Origin of the sequence: Providencia sp. PROV175 (genome assembly GCF_032707045.1) — a bacterium.
GTDB lineage: Bacteria > Pseudomonadota > Gammaproteobacteria > Enterobacterales > Enterobacteriaceae > Providencia > Providencia hangzhouensis.
Window position 1 is genome coordinate 4,194,779 of record NZ_CP120533.1, and the last position, 17,409, is coordinate 4,212,187.

The following is a 17,409-nucleotide window of genomic DNA, read 5'->3' on the forward strand; positions in this document are numbered from 1 at the left end:
GTCATTAATAGGCGGTGTCGCCTGTTTATCCTTTAAATGCATAGTTTAAATGCATAAAGAGATATCAACAAACATCAATATTACCGCTTATATTAACCTAAGATGGGGCTTTTTTCTTAATTAACATTGCTTGAATGATGAGTTCAGAAATATCCTATAATTGTTCTCAATATTGAAGGCATTTTTTCATGCGTTTTGATGAATAACGCAGGTCATGTTAGAGTGCCAGCCGTTTTAATCTTTCTCAATATAGGATCTGATGCCAAGATACCTCGATCTCGATCTTCTCGCTCAGAATATTAAACAATGGGGTGTTGAAGCAGGTTTCCAACAAGTCGGGATCTGCGATACTGACCTTTCAGCGGAAGAGCCCAAATTACAAGCATGGCTAGATAAACAATTTCATGGTGAGATGGAATGGATGAATCGCCATGGGATGATGCGAGCCAGACCACACGAACTGCACCCTGGCACGTTACGTGTCATTAGCGTGCGTATGAATTACTTGCCTGCCAAAGCCGCATTTGCTAGTACATTAAATAACCTTGAATTAGGTTATATCAGCCGTTATGCCCTAGGGCGAGACTACCACAAATTATTAAAAAAACGTCTAAAACAACTTTCAGATCGTATTTTAGACTATTGTCGTGAATTTAACGGAGTGATACTGGCCGATGGCACCACCATTGACGATCTTAATTTTCGACCTTTTGTCGACTCTGCGCCAATCTTAGAGCGCCCTCTCGCCGTCAAAGCGGGTTTAGGATGGACAGGAAAACATTCATTAGTCTTAAATCGTGAAGCAGGATCTTGGTTTTTTCTCGGTGAATTATTGATTAATTTACCCGTTTCTGTTGATAAACCTGTCGAAGAAGATTGCGGCCGCTGTGTTGCTTGTATGACAACTTGCCCAACAGATGCAATTGTCGAACCTTACACCGTAGATGCTAGGCGCTGTATTTCTTATCTTACCATTGAGCTAGATAGTGCTATCCCTGAAGAATTTCGCCCTCTAATGGGAAATCGGATCTACGGTTGTGATGACTGCCAGCTTATTTGCCCGTGGAACCGTTTTTCCCAGCTAACTGATGAAGATGATTTCAGTCCAAGAAAGGACTTACATACACCAGAGTTGCTCGACTTGTTCTCATGGGATGAAAAAACCTTTTTAAAGGTGACCGAAGGCTCTGCAATCCGCCGCATTGGTTATATTAAGTGGTTGCGAAATATCAGTGTGGCGCTAGGTAACGCACCTTATCAAGACAGTATTGTACTGGCTTTACAAAATAGGTTGGGAATTAACGAAATGCTAGATGAGCACTTCCAATGGTCTATACAACAACAGGTTAATCGACGTAATGCAAACCAAGTCACAATTCAAACTTCACAGCAAAAACGCCTTGTACGTGCGATTAACAAAGGTTTACCGAGAGATGCATAGAAAAAAGTCAGCTATATACCTGAAATGAAGAATTGTCAAATTGATGTGAATAAAGTAAAAAGTGCTTAGCAGACAATAGGTAAAGAATTTGCAAGATGTGCTAGCCGCATTTTGACAAAATAAATCACTTAACAAATAAATCAATAAGTTACAACAATGCTATTTAAATACTAGAATTAAATAGCACAACAGAAATTTGTTAATTAACCTGTGGATAACTCTGTGTAATAAGTTATTTCAAATCGCGATAAAAACCCAGATTGATTGAGCGGGCTGTGGATAACTTTCTAATGGCACATTGAAAAGAAAAATACTGATTTTACGTTTACTAGCAATACAAAAGTGACCAAAAAACAAGACTAAAATGAAAAGTGACTCGAAGTAAATAAAAAAGCATATTTTTGTTTATTATTTAAACTTCTAATCATCATCTTAGAGATGGAAGCAAAACACCCTATTGCTAAGGGGTGGCTATTCTATGGCGACCTGAAAACGAATGCAAGAGGAAATCTGGATCTGATCCAAAAAAGATCGCAAAACCCATGTAGATCCTAGTGTTCAAGGTATAAAAGGATAAAAACAGTGAACAAGCGCAATTCATATGCACACTAGGTGATTCTACTTAAGTTAAATAGGTATTGTGTAAGAATTAATTAAGAAGAAAAGTTAAGAGACTAAGAAAATATTGGAGCGGGAAACGAGACTCGAACTCGCGACCCCGACCTTGGCAAGGTCGTGCTCTACCAACTGAGCTATTCCCGCATTTGGTGGGTACTACTTTGACTAAAACACTAAGAAAGTTTGGAGCGGGAAACGAGACTCGAACTCGCGACCCCGACCTTGGCAAGGTCGTGCTCTACCAACTGAGCTATTCCCGCATCACGAAAATAGTGCTTTAGCTAAAACATCAAAAAATTTGGAGCGGGAAACGAGACTCGAACTCGCGACCCCGACCTTGGCAAGGTCGTGCTCTACCAACTGAGCTATTCCCGCATCACATTTTTGGATGTTTCACGTGCCGACTTAATAACAAAAACTTCATCGGTACGGGGAGCGCATTATACGAAAAATTCAGATACTAGCAAGCCCTTACACTCAAAATTTTTATTTTTTTATTCGTTTGCTGACAATTCAATCACAATGGTGATTTTATCAACACCCGTTGTAATAAATTGATTTCAATACGTTAACATTGTTAACTTATTGGGAGAGAACAGCTTATGAAAGCCGCTCAAGATTGCGGCTTATTCGTTAATTTAACATTTATTCTTTAATAAATGTCTCTCGGTAATAAGCTAATTCAGCCACAGATTCACGAATATCATCAAGAGCTTGGTGAGTATTTTTCTTCGAAAAACCCGCTAGAATTTCAGGTTTCCATCGGCGAGCAAGCTCTTTTAATGTACTGACATCAAGATAGCGATAATGAAAATAGCTTTCTAATTCAGGCATGTAGTTGAACAGAAAACGTCTATCTTGCCCAACACTATTACCACAGATTGGGGATGCCCCTTGAGGAACCCATTTTTCTAAAAACGCAATTGTGGCTAACTCAGCTTCACGCTCACTCACGGTACTTTTACGTACACGTTCAACTAAGCCGCTATTAGTGTGGGTATTTACATTCCACTCATCCATCAAAGCGAGTTGTTCATCCGTTTGATGTACTGCAATTACAGGGCCTTCTGCTAAAATATTAAGATGACTATCTGTTACAATGGTCGCTATTTCAATAATACGATCACGAACAGGATCGAGCCCCGTCATTTCTAAATCGATCCAAATTAAATTATTCTCATTCTTTTGCATGATATACCCTAACTGCATTCTATGAAGTTAAGGTATGATAGCACTCTTCATGCCATCAGTGACAGGCGTGAGTAACCCCCTAAAATACAGCCCATAGTAAAGAGAGGACAGGTGGCTAAACAGAAACTTTCGAAAGGCCAACAGCGCCGAGTTCAAGAAAATCATCAAAAAAGACTTAAAAAGCAAAAAACAGTTGAAATTGATGATAGCCAATTAGGTGAAGCGCAAGAAGGCTTAGTCATTAGCCGTTTTGGGCAGCATGCTGATATTCAAGCAAGTGACGGGACTATCCAACGCTGTAACTTGCGCAGAACGATTTCGTCCCTCGTTACAGGGGATAATGTGGTGTGGCGACCAGCCTTGGACACACAAAGTGATATCAAAGTAAATGGCATCGTCGAAGCGGTTCACGAGCGTCGTTCTGTTCTAACTCGTCCCGATTATTATGATGGCTTAAAACCGATTGCCGCTAACATTGACCAAATTGTTGTGGTTTCCGCTATTTTACCTGAGCTTTCGCTGAATATTATTGACCGCTATTTAGTTGCCTGCGAAACCACCGGGATTAAGCCTGTTATCGTTCTCAATAAAGTCGACCTACTCGACGACGAAAACCGTGAGTGGGTAAGCGATTTAATGACAATTTATCGTGATATTGGCTATCAAGTTCTCGAAGTTTCAAGCCATACCAATGAAGGCATGGAAGCGCTTACTAACGCGCTAGCAGGTAAAGTATCTGTATTTGTTGGTCAGTCTGGTGTGGGCAAATCAAGTTTATTAAATGCATTACTCCCACATAACGAAGAAGCGATTTTAGTTAATGAGGTTTCAGACAACTCAGGGCTAGGACAACATACAACAACAACAGCTCGTTTATATCACTTCCCATTGGGCGGTGATGTGATTGACTCCCCTGGTGTCCGTGAGTTTGGTTTATGGCATCTAACAACGGAACAAGTGACCAAAGGATTTGTCGAATTTAAAGATTACCTTGGCGGCTGTAAATTCCGTGACTGTAAACATTTAGATGACCCTGGTTGCCTGTTACGTGAAGCCGTAGAAGCAAATAAAATTGCTGAATCACGCTTTGAAAACTACCATCGCATTTTAGAAAGCATGGAACAAATCAAACCTCGTGGTAATTTTACGGCGAAAGATAAATAATGTTAGTGAGTGCTTACAAATAACTCACTAACACTAAACCCGCTCTAAATAATTTAATGATGGTTAGCCAATGATGCGGCCGTTTGAAATATGACGAGTAAACTGTGTACAATAGCCGCCCTTTTGCTAACATACCTTTAAAAATCAGAGGTTAACGTGCTAGATAAAATTAAAATTCGCTTGCAATATATGCTTCCAAAACAATGTCTTACTGAATTTGCAGGCTGGTTCGCAAGTCGCAATGCGGGCTTCATGACGCAATGGGCAATTAAACTGTTCGCAAAAGTCTATAAAGTGAACATGAATGAAGCGCAAAAAAGTGAGCTTACTGCTTATGCCACTTTTAATGATTTCTTTATCCGTCTGCTAAAAGAAGGCGCTCGCCCAATTGTGGAGAAAGAACACCAACTTGCTCAACCTGCTGACGGTGCAGTTAGTCAATTAGGCCCAATAAATGATGACCTTATCTTCCAAGCTAAAGGCCATAATTACACAGTTGAAGCGTTACTTGCTGGCCAATACCAATTAGCAGAGCATTTTCGTGGTGGTGACTTTATTACCACTTACCTCTCCCCAAGTGACTATCACCGTGTACACATGCCATGTGATGGTTTACTCAAAGAGATGATTTATGTGCCAGGCGATTTATTCTCTGTAAATCCATTAACGGCACAAAATGTTCCCAACCTGTTTGCACGAAATGAACGCTTGATTTGTGTTTTTGACACCCCTGTTGGCTTAATGGTACAAATCCTTGTAGGTGCAACCATCGTTGGTAGTATTGAGACGGTTTGGAGCGGTTGCGTCAATTCCAGTCGTGAAGGCGTCATTAAGCGCTGGGTTTACCCTGAGTTGGACTCTGAAGGTGCCGTTTTCTTGAAGAAAGGTGAGGAAATGGGGCTGTTTAAACTGGGCTCAACGGTGATTAATTTATTTGAACCTAACAAAGTGATATTTAATTCATCACTGATCCCCGGTTATGCAACTCGTATGGGCGAATTACTCGCTGAAACTGTTGCAAATACAGTAACAGAAGAACCTGCTGACGCTTAATTAAATTATTATCCCTTGAAGGAGCTCCTCACTGTGCGTGTGATTATCAGTTTTTTTCTTAGCCTGTTAATCGTTTTTTCTTCCGTTGCAGCACCGACTGCAGCGCAGGATGAAGCACAGATTAAGCAGGAGCTCAAACAACTTGAGTCAAGTACCAACCCCAAAGATGCAGAGATAGCACAAGCATTACAGGGTGCTTTGAATTGGATGAGTGAAACACGTGATTCCGATGCAAAGGCCAAGTCTTATCAAGAAGCCATTGATAACTTCCCTAGAATTATCAAAGAAATAAGACAAAAAATCCTCAATGAAAGTGATGAACCAGCTCCAATACCTGTGGGTATCAGCTTAGGTGAACTTGAACAACGTATTATTCAGCTTAGCAGCCAATTACTCGATCAAAGCCGCTTAACTCAGCAAGAGCAAGATAAAGGCCGCGAAATCAGTGAATCACTAAGTATTCTGCCACAACAACTTTCTGAAGCTAGACGCTTACTCACTGAAGCCTCTTCGCGCTTTCAGTCTCTGAGTACACCCTCAACGCCATTAGCCGATGCCCAGTACACGTTAGCTCAAGCCGAAGTAAGTGCTCGCAAATCAACAGTTAATGAACTGGAAATGGCGCAGCTTTCTGCCAATAACCGCCAAGAAATCTCACGCCTTACGTTGGAGTTATACAAAAAACGCTATCAACGTATGGAACTTGAGTTACAAAACCTGCGTGATTTCCAAAATACCCAACGCCAACAAAAAGCAATTTTAGCGTTAGAACATACCGAGATGTTGGCTGCGCAAGGTGAACTGACCCCATTTTTAACTGAGCAGCTTGATATTAACCGTAAAATGTCTCAGGAATTAACCGCTCAGGCACAGCGCATGAGCGCAATCACCAATAGCCAAGCTGAAATTTCAACGAGTATCCGCGATGCTCGACAAGCGCTCACAACTATTCGCGAGCAAGCTCAGTGGATCAGCAGCTCAAGTACATTAGGGGAAGCGCTCAGAACACAACTCTCCCGTTTGCCTGATATTCCAAAGAGCCAGCAGCTTGATCGGGAAATGGCAGATTTACGCGTTCAACGCTTAAATTATGAAGATAGCCTCGATAGGCTAAGTAAAATAGATACAACCAAGCAAGAAAGCGAGCATGAGCTCAATACAGCTCAAGTACAAGTTTATCAGTCATTGATTAAAACCCGCCGTGAGCTACTAACCTCTTTAATTTCAGGTCTAGATGCTGAAATGTTGGAGCTAACAAAGCTCAATGTCGCCACTGGGCAATTGACCGATGCATTAAAAGAAGTCAAAGATGCTTCAAACCGTTATCTTTTCTGGGTCGCAGATGTTCCGCCAATAAGCATCAGCTATCCTGTCATGTTAGTAACGGATATTACTCAATTACTTTCTCTGGATACCTTGTCCCAACTGGCCGGTGCTCTGCGTGTTATGCTGACAACACAAGATACATTTTTGTATCTTTTAGGTTCGATAGCATTAGTCATTTTCAGTATTAGCACTCGCAAGCACTACCAAGCATTTCTTGACCGATCCAGTTTACGGATTGGTAAGGTGACACAAGACCGGTTTTACTTAACCATTCGAACTATTTTTTGGTCAATAATTGTTGCTCTTCCTCTCCCTATGATGTGGTCAGCCATCGGTTATGGCTTACAAAGTGCATGGCAATATCCCATGGCCGCGGCGATAGGTTATGGTGTCAGTGCGACGACACCTTTACTATGGCTGTTTATGATCAGCGAAACCTTTTCTCGCCCTACTGGGTTATTTATTTCTCACTTCGGTTGGGACAAAGATTCTGTTAAACGTGCGATGCGTTATTACCGAATGGCGATTTTTGTCATCGTTCCACTCGTGATGGCAATTATTACCTTTGAACATTATAGCGATAGGGAATTTGCAGCTAGTATTGGCCGCTTATGCTTTATCTTTTTATGTGTCGCACTTAGCTTAATTACCAACAACTTACGCCGCTCACAAATCCCTCTCTACTTAGATAGACATGGCTCCGGTGAGAATATTGTTAATAAAGCATTGTGGTGGATGATATTACTCGCACCTATCGTTGCTGGGTTCTTCTCCATTTTAGGTTATTTTTCAACTTCACAGGCCTTGCTTGCTCGTTTAGAAACCTCTGTCGCCATTTGGTTTGTTATCCTTATCGTTTATCATACGATCCGTCGTTGGATGTCAATGCAGCGCCGTAAATTAGCCTTCGAGCGTGCGAAACAACGCCGTGCTGAGATATTAGCTCAACGTGCTAAAGGTGAGGACGATAACCAGCAAGCAAACGCCAGTAGTGAAGGAAATATTGATATCGAAGAACAGGTTATCGACTTAGATACCATCAGTACCCAATCCGTTGGGTTAGTTCGTTCGATTTTAACCATGATTGCCTTGGTCTCATTGATTTGGCTGTGGTCCGAGCTACATACCGCATTCTCTTTTCTTGAAAATATTCGCTTATGGGATGTGACATCAACGGTTAATGGCGTTGATACCGTACAACCTATCACCATGGGGTCTATTTTCATTGCCATTTTGACTATTATCGTTACCGCACAATTGGTTCGTAACTTACCGGCTTTGCTTGAGCTGGCCGTACTCCAACATTTGGATTTAACACCCGGTACTGGTTACGCCATTAGCACATTAACAAAGTATACGATAACTATTATAGGGACCATTGTTGGCTTCTCTATGTTAGGAATTGAGTGGTCAAAACTGCAATGGCTTGTTGCGGCAATGGGGGTCGGGCTTGGTTTTGGTTTACAAGAAATTTTCGCCAATATTATCTCAGGGTTAATGATCTTATTTGAGAAACCGATCCGGATTGGAGACACAGTAACTATCCGTAACTTGACTGGGAGTATTACCAAGATCAACACCCGTGCCACTACGCTGACAGACTGGGATAGAAAAGAAATTATTGTGCCAAATAAGGCATTTATTACTGAACAATTTATTAACTGGTCACTGTCTGACACGATCACACGTATTGTCATGACTATTCCTGCACCTTCTGATGCCAATAGTGAATTAGTGACAGATACCATTTTACGTGCAGCCAAACGCTCTACGATGATTTTAGATAACCCAGCACCTGAAGTATACCTTGTTGATTTACAACAAGGTATACAGATTTTTGAATTACGTGTCTATGCCGCTGAAATGGGCCATCGGTTACCTGCGCGCCATGAAATTCACCAAAACATCTTAGTTTCCTTTGCTGAACAAGGAATTACCTTGCCATTCCCACCATTCCAAGCAAGGGTGGATGTCCGTGATAATTCTCTGCAAAGTGCGACAAACAATCTTTCAGGGCGTAATCCTAGTCGTAAGTCAGGGGAATTGTAAGCCGTATTATGCCATTACAATTAAATGAAAAAGACGAATTAGTGATGTTGAGGATCGCCCAACTTGAACGTGTTGGGTCGATTTTATTCTTTTTAATTCCATTAATTATCTTATTAATTGTTGGGAAAGCTTTTGCATTTAATACACTGTACCTTTGGCAAGTGTATTGTGCGGTTTATATCGTTGGGTTTCGTGTACTTTGTAGCAAGCTATCATCACAACAGCAACAGCTAGCTATTCGTCGAGGCTGGGGAAACAATCGTTTTTATCGGCTTTCTTGGTGCTATCTTGTATTATCTGTTGTCATACTGGTGGGATACAAAATCGTATCCCACACATCTGCTTAATCATTAGCTGGCTTTAAAACCATACGATTTAATATAACCTTCCGCTAATTTTTGTGCTTGCTGTAATTCTTCAGGGCTTAACTGAGCCGCAATCTTATTTTGTAGACGATGACTTTCTGCGTTGCCGCTGTACACCGCAGTTGCAAGCCATGCGTAGGCTTGCTGCAAGTTTTTCTTCACACCACGTCCTTCAGAATACATGACACCTAAGCGGTCTTGAGACTTGGCATCCTTTTGTTTCGCGGCTTTTCTAAACCAAAACACTGCTTTCTCGTCATCTAAATCAACGCCACTCCCAATCGAGTACATTTGGCCGATTTGGAATTGAGCAAGTATATTTCCGCCTTGCGCTGCTTTTCTAAACCAAAATGCCGCTTTTTCTAGGTTTTGACTGACACCTAAGCCTTGTGCGTACATCATAGCCATGTTGGTTTCAGCTCGGGTATCACCTTGAGCCGCTGCTTGTTCATACCATAGCATCGCTTTGTCATAATCACGACGCACACCAAAACCATTTACAAACATCGTACCTAAGCGAAACTGTGCATCTGAATTCCCTTGGTTCCCCGCCTTAATAAACCACTCAGCCGCTGCTTTAGAATCTTGAGAAACACCTAAACCTTTAAAATAACGCTCTCCTAGCTGAAATTGAGCTTTAGGATCACCTTTTTGTGCTAACTGCGTAATTTGTTCAATCGAGGGTTCTTGTGCTGCTGTCGCCGGTGCCGGCGCAGTGGTAGGTTTAGCGGTTAAAACAGAACTATAACAAATCGAGCCTAACAACAGTGCTAACGCAATTTTTTTCATCCTAAGGAACCCTCAACAGTGCAATATGCAACCTGTGAAAACAGTGCTATCCATTAATATCGACCGAAACACTCATCCCCCTAGTTTAAATTTACTTTTTGTCAGAAAAAATAGGAAAAGTGGCCTAAATTTCACAAAAAGCACGTTTCGCTGTATTTTCGCTATGGGAACTTACGTTTTTCATCTAATTGAGATAATAAAAAACCAGATAAACATATTGCCTATCTGGTTCCTCTATTTCAAATAACAAAATACATTATGCGTTATTAAGGTATTTATTTCTCAGATAACGAGCAACAGCATCATCACTATTCGAACCAATGACTTCCATGTGTGGTAACGCATCTTTTAGCAATTGATGAGCATTTTGCATGATGCAGCCTTTTCCAGCCATAGTCAGCATTTCTTTGTCATTCATGCCATCGCCAAAAGCAATACTATCACTCGGTGTATAGCCATGTAGTGCCGCAACTTGCTTCAGAGCCTCACCTTTAGAAACATCACCAGCCATAACTTCTAAACAGCTACGCAATGAAAACGTTACATTCACTTTATCTTGCCAGCGTGCTTGAATGCGCTGCTGTAAATCCACCAGCAGGTCATGATCTTCACTGGTGTAGTAAACTTTACAGACTTCAGAAGTGACAAAATTATGGCGGTCAAACAGCTGGTAGTTAAATACCGATTCTTTAAAAAATTCTTTTTGTTCAGGGCTTTCCCGATTGATAAACCAATCATCACCATGGTAGTAATTAGTGATAAGTTCAGGGTTATCAAATTCCATCAAACACAATTCATGAGCTATTTGAGGATCAACATTGTGCTCAAAAATTAAGTCACCGCGGGTATTATGGATCCGTGCACCGTTAGATGTGATCATATACGCATCGATGCCTAAACCATCACGGATTTGAGCAACATCCACATGATGACGGCCTGTTGCAAACACAAAATGCACATCTTGGGAAGTCACTAGCTGTTTCAAGGTGTCTTTTGTATAAGACGTTAAATCATGATTGGGAGATAACAGTGTCCCATCCAAATCGGAAGCAACTACAGGATATTTCATATTCAAACCCTAACTAATACTGCTCAAAAAAATCACAGATAGCATTAAGCGCCATCGCTCTTAATGCATCCACTTCAAATAGGATTTCATGGTGTGCCCCTTCAATGATGAGAGGTAATTTTTCTTCTCGTCCTATTTGCGCTTTTTGTCGGCTTTGACAAAAAGCTTGTAGCTCTTTATTGCTGACCACTTTTTCTTCGCTGGCTTCCAACACCATCAGTGGTACATCAATTTCTCCCGCTCTCGCAATTAGCTCATCGCCAATCACAAAACTCTCACGTAACCAATGGTAAGTTGGCCCACCTAAGCGCAATTCGGGATAATCGGCGTAATAGCGTAAGTAACGCCGATAACGCTCCGGGCTGTGTGTTAATACGTTGATTAAATAAGGTAACGGCTGCCATTTCCCAGTAGAAGCCGCGTAGTCATTACGAACACTTTCGCGAGATTCGGCCCTATCAACAATAAAGCTCGCCATCCAACGAGGCATCGGTAGATTAATTCCAATCATCGGCGCACATAAGGTTGCAGCATCAAAAATGACGTGATCTCGCAACAAATACCCGGCTAAGATAGCACTCCCCATTGAGTGAGCTAATGCATAACATTTTGGATAATGCCGATATTTAACCTCAATCTCAATGAACTTTTCAAAATCGTCAATGTAATCAGTGAATTTTTCAACATGGCCTTTTTGAGGATCCGCTAACATGCGCCCTGATCGCCCTTGCCCACGATGATCAATAATAAACACATCATAGCCTAAATGATAAAAATCATAAGCCACTTCAGGGTACTTCACATAACTTTCACTGCGCCCCGGTGAAATGACAATCGCTTTATGATGTTTTGGATGAATAAAACGGACATAGTGAATGGGAATATCATCAACTCCCACGAATTGAGATTCTTCACGATGTTGCCAGAAATCTAAAAGCGGGCCATTTGTAAAAGCAGAAAATTGAGTTTCTCGATTCAGCCAACTCTCTTTTAGGTTTTCAGGCGTCATCCTGCAGTTTCCTTATCTATTCATTCATAACCTTCAAGATGGTCTTGGATAAGCGCCATAAATGCTACTCCAAAACGTTCGAGTTTGCGTTCGCCAACACCATTGATTAACAGTAATTCGGCAGGTGAAGTCGGGGTGTGCTCAGCCATTTCAATCAATGTTGCATCATTAAACACCACAAATGGCGGAATATTTTCTTCATCTGCAATGGATTTACGCAATTTACGTAGTTTAGCAAAGAGCTTTTTATCATAATTGCCATGATAAATTTTGTTTTGTTGATTACGGCTTTTTACCACTAAAACACGCGGAACTGCGAGTTTCAGTGTCGCTTCACCCCGTAATATTGGCCTTGCAGCCTCAGTTAATTGAAGCGCTGAAAAATGCGTAATATTCTGTGTGATCATACCTAAATGGATCAGTTGGCGAATCACACTGACCCAATGTTCATTACTTTGTTCTTTACCGATACCGTAAACAGGCAGCTTGTCATGACCTAAGTCGCGGATACGCTGATTATTCGCACCACGTAATACTTCTACAATATAGCCGATACCAAAGCGCTGACCAACACGATAAATACAGGACAGCGCTTTTTGCGCATCCACTAACCCATCGTACTGTTTTGGTGGGTCTAAGCAAATATCACAATTGCCACAAGGCTGCTGGCGATTTTCACCAAAATAATTGAGTAGCACCAAACGACGGCAGGTTTGCGCTTCAGCAAAAGCGGCGATAGCATTCAGCTTATGTCGTTCAATATCTTGCTGCATACCCGCTGGCTTTTCTTCAAGACAACGACGTAACCATGCCATATCTGCTGGGTCATAAAATAAAATGGCTTCGGCTTCAACACCGTCACGACCTGCCCGCCCTGTTTCTTGATAATACGCTTCGATATTACGCGGAATATCAAAATGAGCGACAAACCGAACGTTTGATTTGTTAATTCCCATCCCAAAAGCCACTGTCGCCACGACAACTTGTAGGTTATCTTTTAGAAATGCATCTTGTACCCACTCCCGTTGGGCAGCGTCTAACCCTGCATGGTATGCCGCAACACTTAAGCCACGCTTTTGCAAGCGCTCTGTCGTTTCTTCAACCTTACTGCGACTATTACAATAAACAATACCCGCTTTTCCTTTTTGCCCTTTAATAAAAAACCAAAGTTGATCTAAAGGCTTATATTTTTCGACTAAGGTATAACGAATATTTGGCCTATCAAAGCTACTCACATGGACTAATGGCTCATGTAGCTCTAATAAGCGAATAATGTCTGCACGTGTGGTTTCATCCGCAGTTGCGGTTAACGCCATCACGGGTACATTAGGTAATGATTGCCGTAATTGGCCTAGTGCGCGGTATTCAGGGCGAAAATCATGTCCCCATTGGGAAATACAGTGGGCTTCATCCACTGCTAGCAAGGTGATGTTCCATCCTGCTAATTGGCTTAAGAAATAATCAGTTAACAACCGTTCAGGAGCAACATACAGTAATTTTATTTCCCCCTGACTGCACAGTTCCATGATTTGACGTTGTTCTTGTGATGTTTGCGATGAGTTTAAACACGCAGCATTAACCCCATGTAACCTTAATTGGTCAACTTGGTCTTTCATTAATGATATTAATGGCGAAACGACCAGTGTGACACCTTCTTTAACTAAAGCAGGAACTTGGTAGCAAAGGGATTTTCCCCCCCCTGTTGGCATTAACACTAAGCAATCACGGTTATCCAAAATAGCCCCAATGACGGCATCTTGCCCTGGGCGAAATGACTGATAGCCGAATGTACTATTGAGCACATGTTCAGCCAATGAAAGTTGGTTAATGACGCAAGCAGTGGACACAAACTTCCTCAATCGATAAAACAAGTCGCTGCCCAATTGAGCAGCGAAGTTGTTGATTTATGACTTGGTATGCAACTCAGAACAAAATAGAGAACTGAGTTTTTCTTCCATTACAACATATCGTTTAGCATAACACCGATACCAAAACGTGTTTGGCGATAATTGTAGTCTATCATCGACTCGCCATATCCGCTAAACAACTGGGTATAAAAACGCACATGTTTACTAATTGGATAGCTCCACCCCAATTCTGCACCACCATACCCTGTATTCCAGTTATAGCGCCCAGTCGTAGTAAACACGCTGTCTCCCAACGCATACCCTACTTTTAAGCGATAGTAACCCATATATTTGGTAATATCAGAATTATCATCACGCCCTTCACTTTCATGAATGCGGTACCAAGGTTTGAGATCAACTTGCCAGTTACCATTTTGCGCCATTGCCCTTGCATAAACCCTGTTCCAACTACGAGAAGTCGGTTCTGAACGCCCATTTGACTCATGGTTAAAGCCCGTTTCAAACTCACGTAACGTCCAACCCGCAAATTGGTAGTCGGTTAACCAGCCAACAAACACTTGAGGCTCATAGTTAGTTTCTCTAAATGGTGAAGACTCTTTTTTATTACTTAGCTGCCACCAAGAACGCTGAGTATAAGAAACAGCTAAAATTGAGTCATCACCCGCAATACCTGCCCATAAAGGAAAAGCTAAACTTAGTTGAAATTTAACTTCATCCTTTAACGCGTCATCACCCCAATTATAGCTAGAAATGGCGTCTTTATTTATCGAGGATGTATAGGTATAAATGATGTAATTCGATTCATACGGGTACAACACAAATGGGTTATCGTGGTGTTGTAGTAACCCTGAAATGATGCTTCCACGTATTGGTAGGGTATTTTTGACATCTTGTTCAGGCTGAATACTTGTATTTTCAGTCGCAAACAGTGAAGCAGACCAAAAGCTGAGCACTGCACTTAACAAAATCGGTAAAGCGCGCATTAGTCACTCCTATTTTCAACATCGTCCAAAAAAAGTTTGTCCTATTTTACACACAAAACTGAATAACGGTTGAAAGATTATTCATTCGTTTGTTAGAGACATAATTTACACACAATGTTAACTTGTCATTCACATATTTTTAAAGGATGAAAACGATGAATGACCGTACTTATACTTTAGAAGAAGCCAGTGACTTAATGAGCCATGCATTTATTTATAAAATGCCATTTAACCAGCTACTTGGTATTAAATTAATGAGTTTAAATGATGATTTTGTTCAACTTACCGTTGAAAATCGTCAACAATTAATTGGTAATTTTACTCAGAACATTTTACATGGCGGTGTGATCGCTTCGGTTTTAGATGTTGCAGGGGGGATGGTATGCATCAATCGTATTTTGCAGCGTATTAATCCATTAACCCACACCGAGATTGTCGATAAAATGTCCCGAATGGGGACAATCGACTTACGAGTTGATTATTTACGCCCCGGTCGAGGGCAAATTTTTACTGCTAGTGCTAGCTTATTAAGAGACGGCAATAAAATAGCCGTGACCCGCTGCGAGCTTCATAACGAAAACAACCAGCATATTGCAACAGCAACGGCAACTTATCTGGTTGGATAGAAATAAAATATAAATAATTAGTCACCTACTAAACTAATAACTTGTAAAAAAACCTGAGCAATGTCACATTAGTGGTATCAAAAATCGAGCCGCTTAAATCGGCTCGGTCTCTCTGTATAAGTATCTTTTTAGTCTTTAATTCAATTTCAGAGCCAACAATGAGCCAGCAAAATACTACCAAAGGCGTGTTATGTGCCTTAGGCGCCTATTTTATTTGGGGTGTCGCACCTATTTATTTTAAAAGCATCCAAGAAGTGCCCGCAGAAGAAATTCTGACTCATCGTATTATTTGGTCATTTTTCTTTATGATTTTATTATTAACAGTTTCACGGCATTGGAGTTATGTTCGCCAAGTACTAAAGCAACCAAAGAAAATATTAGTTCTTGGTGTAACGGCAACGACAATTGCTTGTAACTGGTTAATTTATATTTGGGCAGTTAATAATGGTTATATGCTACAAGCTAGCTTAGGTTACTTTATTAACCCACTAGTTAACGTACTGTTTGGAATGCTATTCTTACAAGAACGTTTTCGCCGCATGCAGTGGACTGCTGTTGGTCTTGCACTAACAGGTGTATTGATCCAGCTTTGGCAATTTGGCTCAGTGCCTGTGATTGGGCTAAGTTTAGCTGTTACATTTGCCACCTATGGATTATTACGTAAAAAATTAGGGGTCGACGCACAAACAGGAATGACATTCGAAACACTTTGGCTGCTTCCTGTCGGGATTATCTTCTTATTATTTTTTGCAGATAGTCCAACGAGTGATATGGCAATGAATGATTGGCATTTGAATGCACTTCTGATTGCTGCCGGGGTAATTACTACAGTGCCACTGTTACTATTTACAGAAGCCGCTAACCATTTAAGGCTTTCAACGCTAGGCTTTTTCCAATATATGGGGCCAAGTATTATGTTCTTACTCGCCGTCTTTATGTACGGTGAAGTTATGACACCTGAATTGTTAGTCACTTTTGGGTTTATCTGGGTTGCATTAATTTTATTTACATTAGATGCATTATATACCCAGCAGAAACTGAGAAAAAAATAATGGCTAACTGTTTACAGAAACTCAGATAGCCGGTAAATAGCGTTAATATTAAATACCGACTCTCGTTTTATATTCTAAACGAAGTCGGTGTTTCATTATATGGAACTCAAATAGTTAATTTAATTAATGCAAATAGGCTATTTAATTAAGTAGTAAATTCTTTATCTACCACATGATAAATTAAAATTAATTTAAATCTTTTTGTTCTTATCTATATATACGCAATTGTAACAAAATAAATTTAATCACATAAAATCAATAAGTTAAACAGAAAAAATTCATCTTGATTTTCTATACATAATGGCTATCATTTAACTTATCTTAAATCCACTTCAATTAATAAACACATCCATCAAACAACTCTTTGAAATAAAAGTAGTTGTTTATTTTTTTCAATTAATGATTGCTTAATAGGAACTTGGTAATTATATTGTACGCCGCTTGTATTCACCCCAGCGGATGGTGATGGTCCGATTCATCACTGACGTTTCATTAAAGTGCGCACGATGACATTTCATTTTAAAAATGTCCTGGTGCGAGGTTTTCTGAAATTGAATGCAGACGGTTCTAAGATTTAATTTAATACAACCATGTAGCGTTAAGACTCTAAATAATTCGAAAACACAACTAGGCGGCGAGCGAGAGAGTCGCTAGGAGCATACAAAAGTATGTGACTAGTGCGAGCGAGCGAAGCCAACAACGTTGTGATTCGAAGTATGACGAGTACGGCTCTAAATAATTCGAAAATACAACTAGGCGGCAAGCAAGGGAGTCGCTAGGAGCATACAAAAGTATGTGACTAGTGC

At 40.7% G+C, this 17,409-nt stretch carries 13 protein-coding genes and 3 tRNA genes; 7 read left to right on the forward strand and 9 right to left on the reverse strand.

All coding sequences use genetic code 11. The features are described from left to right. The first annotated feature begins 259 nt into the window (after positions 1-259). On the forward strand, positions 260-1,441 hold the full coding sequence (gene queG, locus P3L44_RS19155; protein WP_272662151.1) for a tRNA epoxyqueuosine(34) reductase QueG: 1,182 nt from the start codon (positions 260-262) through the stop codon (positions 1,439-1,441). Between the two features lie 686 nt (positions 1,442-2,127). Here the strand turns inward: queG and P3L44_RS19160 are convergent. The 4 genes from P3L44_RS19160 to orn form a co-directional block, all read right to left on the reverse strand. Next, positions 2,128-2,203, reverse strand: a tRNA-Gly gene (locus P3L44_RS19160). 40 nt (positions 2,204-2,243) lie between these two features. Further along, positions 2,244-2,319, reverse strand: a tRNA-Gly gene (locus P3L44_RS19165). 39 nt (positions 2,320-2,358) lie between these two features. After that, a tRNA-Gly gene (locus P3L44_RS19170) sits at positions 2,359-2,434 on the reverse strand. Between the two features lie 270 nt (positions 2,435-2,704). Then, complete coding sequence (orn, locus tag P3L44_RS19175; RefSeq protein WP_096864350.1) at positions 2,705-3,250, reverse strand: oligoribonuclease; 546 nt, start codon at positions 3,248-3,250, stop codon at positions 2,705-2,707. A gap of 111 nt (positions 3,251-3,361) precedes the next feature. On the opposite strand from orn, the gene rsgA reads away from it, so the two are divergent. The 4 genes from rsgA to P3L44_RS19195 all read left to right on the forward strand — a co-directional run bounded on the left by rsgA (position 3,362) and on the right by P3L44_RS19195 (position 9,189). Then, on the forward strand, positions 3,362-4,414 hold the full coding sequence (gene rsgA / locus P3L44_RS19180) for a small ribosomal subunit biogenesis GTPase RsgA (protein ID WP_272662152.1): 1,053 nt from the start codon (positions 3,362-3,364) through the stop codon (positions 4,412-4,414). A 156-nt stretch (positions 4,415-4,570) separates the two neighbouring features. Then, positions 4,571-5,467 (forward strand): archaetidylserine decarboxylase, encoded by an 897-nt coding sequence (gene asd / locus P3L44_RS19185; protein ID WP_094962479.1) that lies wholly within the window; start codon positions 4,571-4,573, stop codon positions 5,465-5,467. Positions 5,468-5,500: 33 nt separating this feature from the next. Next, the gene (gene mscM / locus P3L44_RS19190; protein ID WP_272662153.1) at positions 5,501-8,842 is read left to right on the forward strand and encodes a miniconductance mechanosensitive channel MscM; all 3,342 of its coding nucleotides are present in this window, start codon (positions 5,501-5,503) and stop codon (positions 8,840-8,842) included. An 8-nt stretch (positions 8,843-8,850) separates the two neighbouring features. Beyond that, on the forward strand, positions 8,851-9,189 hold the full coding sequence (locus tag P3L44_RS19195) for a hypothetical protein (protein ID WP_094962477.1): 339 nt from the start codon (positions 8,851-8,853) through the stop codon (positions 9,187-9,189). 3 nt (positions 9,190-9,192) lie between these two features. Here the strand turns inward: P3L44_RS19195 and P3L44_RS19200 are convergent, their stop codons facing one another. The 5 genes from P3L44_RS19200 to pldA all read right to left on the reverse strand — a co-directional run bounded on the left by P3L44_RS19200 (position 9,193) and on the right by pldA (position 14,925). Next, on the reverse strand, positions 9,193-9,996 hold the full coding sequence (locus P3L44_RS19200) for a tetratricopeptide repeat protein (protein WP_004906030.1): 804 nt from the start codon (positions 9,994-9,996) through the stop codon (positions 9,193-9,195). Positions 9,997-10,252: 256 nt separating this feature from the next. After that, entirely contained in the window at positions 10,253-11,065 is an 813-nt protein-coding gene (gene yigL / locus P3L44_RS19205) for a sugar/pyridoxal phosphate phosphatase YigL (RefSeq protein WP_094962476.1), read from the reverse strand. 13 nt (positions 11,066-11,078) lie between these two features. After that, positions 11,079-12,074, reverse strand: a complete 996-nt coding sequence (gene pldB / locus P3L44_RS19210) for a lysophospholipase L2 (protein WP_140171845.1) — start codon at positions 12,072-12,074, stop codon at positions 11,079-11,081. A gap of 20 nt (positions 12,075-12,094) precedes the next feature. Next, complete coding sequence (recQ, locus tag P3L44_RS19215; RefSeq protein WP_140171846.1) at positions 12,095-13,921, reverse strand: ATP-dependent DNA helicase RecQ; 1,827 nt, start codon at positions 13,919-13,921, stop codon at positions 12,095-12,097. Between the two features lie 110 nt (positions 13,922-14,031). After that, positions 14,032-14,925 (reverse strand): phospholipase A, encoded by an 894-nt coding sequence (gene pldA, locus P3L44_RS19220; RefSeq protein ID WP_272662154.1) that lies wholly within the window; start codon positions 14,923-14,925, stop codon positions 14,032-14,034. A gap of 155 nt (positions 14,926-15,080) precedes the next feature. Between pldA and P3L44_RS19225 the strand changes: the two genes are divergently transcribed. Both P3L44_RS19225 and rarD read left to right on the forward strand, forming a co-directional pair. Beyond that, the gene (locus P3L44_RS19225) at positions 15,081-15,551 is read left to right on the forward strand and encodes a thioesterase family protein (protein WP_096864355.1); all 471 of its coding nucleotides are present in this window, start codon (positions 15,081-15,083) and stop codon (positions 15,549-15,551) included. Between the two features lie 158 nt (positions 15,552-15,709). Next, a complete protein-coding gene (rarD, locus tag P3L44_RS19230) occupies positions 15,710-16,603 on the forward strand; it encodes an EamA family transporter RarD (RefSeq protein ID WP_272662155.1) in 894 nt (297 codons plus the stop codon). The last annotated feature ends 806 nt before the right edge of the window (positions 16,604-17,409 follow it).

Coding starts and splice junctions, on each gene's coding strand:
- queG (WP_272662151.1), top strand. CDS start 260: ATGCCAAGATACCTCGATCTCGATCTTCTCGCTCAGAATATTAAACAA.
- orn (WP_096864350.1), bottom strand. CDS start 3,250: ATGCAAAAGAATGAGAATAATTTAATTTGGATCGATTTAGAAATGACG.
- P3L44_RS19195 (WP_094962477.1), top strand. CDS start 8,851: ATGCCATTACAATTAAATGAAAAAGACGAATTAGTGATGTTGAGGATC.
- P3L44_RS19200 (WP_004906030.1), bottom strand. CDS start 9,996: ATGAAAAAAATTGCGTTAGCACTGTTGTTAGGCTCGATTTGTTATAGT.
- yigL (WP_094962476.1), bottom strand. CDS start 11,065: ATGAAATATCCTGTAGTTGCTTCCGATTTGGATGGGACACTGTTATCT.
- pldB (WP_140171845.1), bottom strand. CDS start 12,074: ATGACGCCTGAAAACCTAAAAGAGAGTTGGCTGAATCGAGAAACTCAA.
- pldA (WP_272662154.1), bottom strand. CDS start 14,925: ATGCGCGCTTTACCGATTTTGTTAAGTGCAGTGCTCAGCTTTTGGTCT.
- P3L44_RS19225 (WP_096864355.1), top strand. CDS start 15,081: ATGAATGACCGTACTTATACTTTAGAAGAAGCCAGTGACTTAATGAGC.
- rarD (WP_272662155.1), top strand. CDS start 15,710: ATGAGCCAGCAAAATACTACCAAAGGCGTGTTATGTGCCTTAGGCGCC.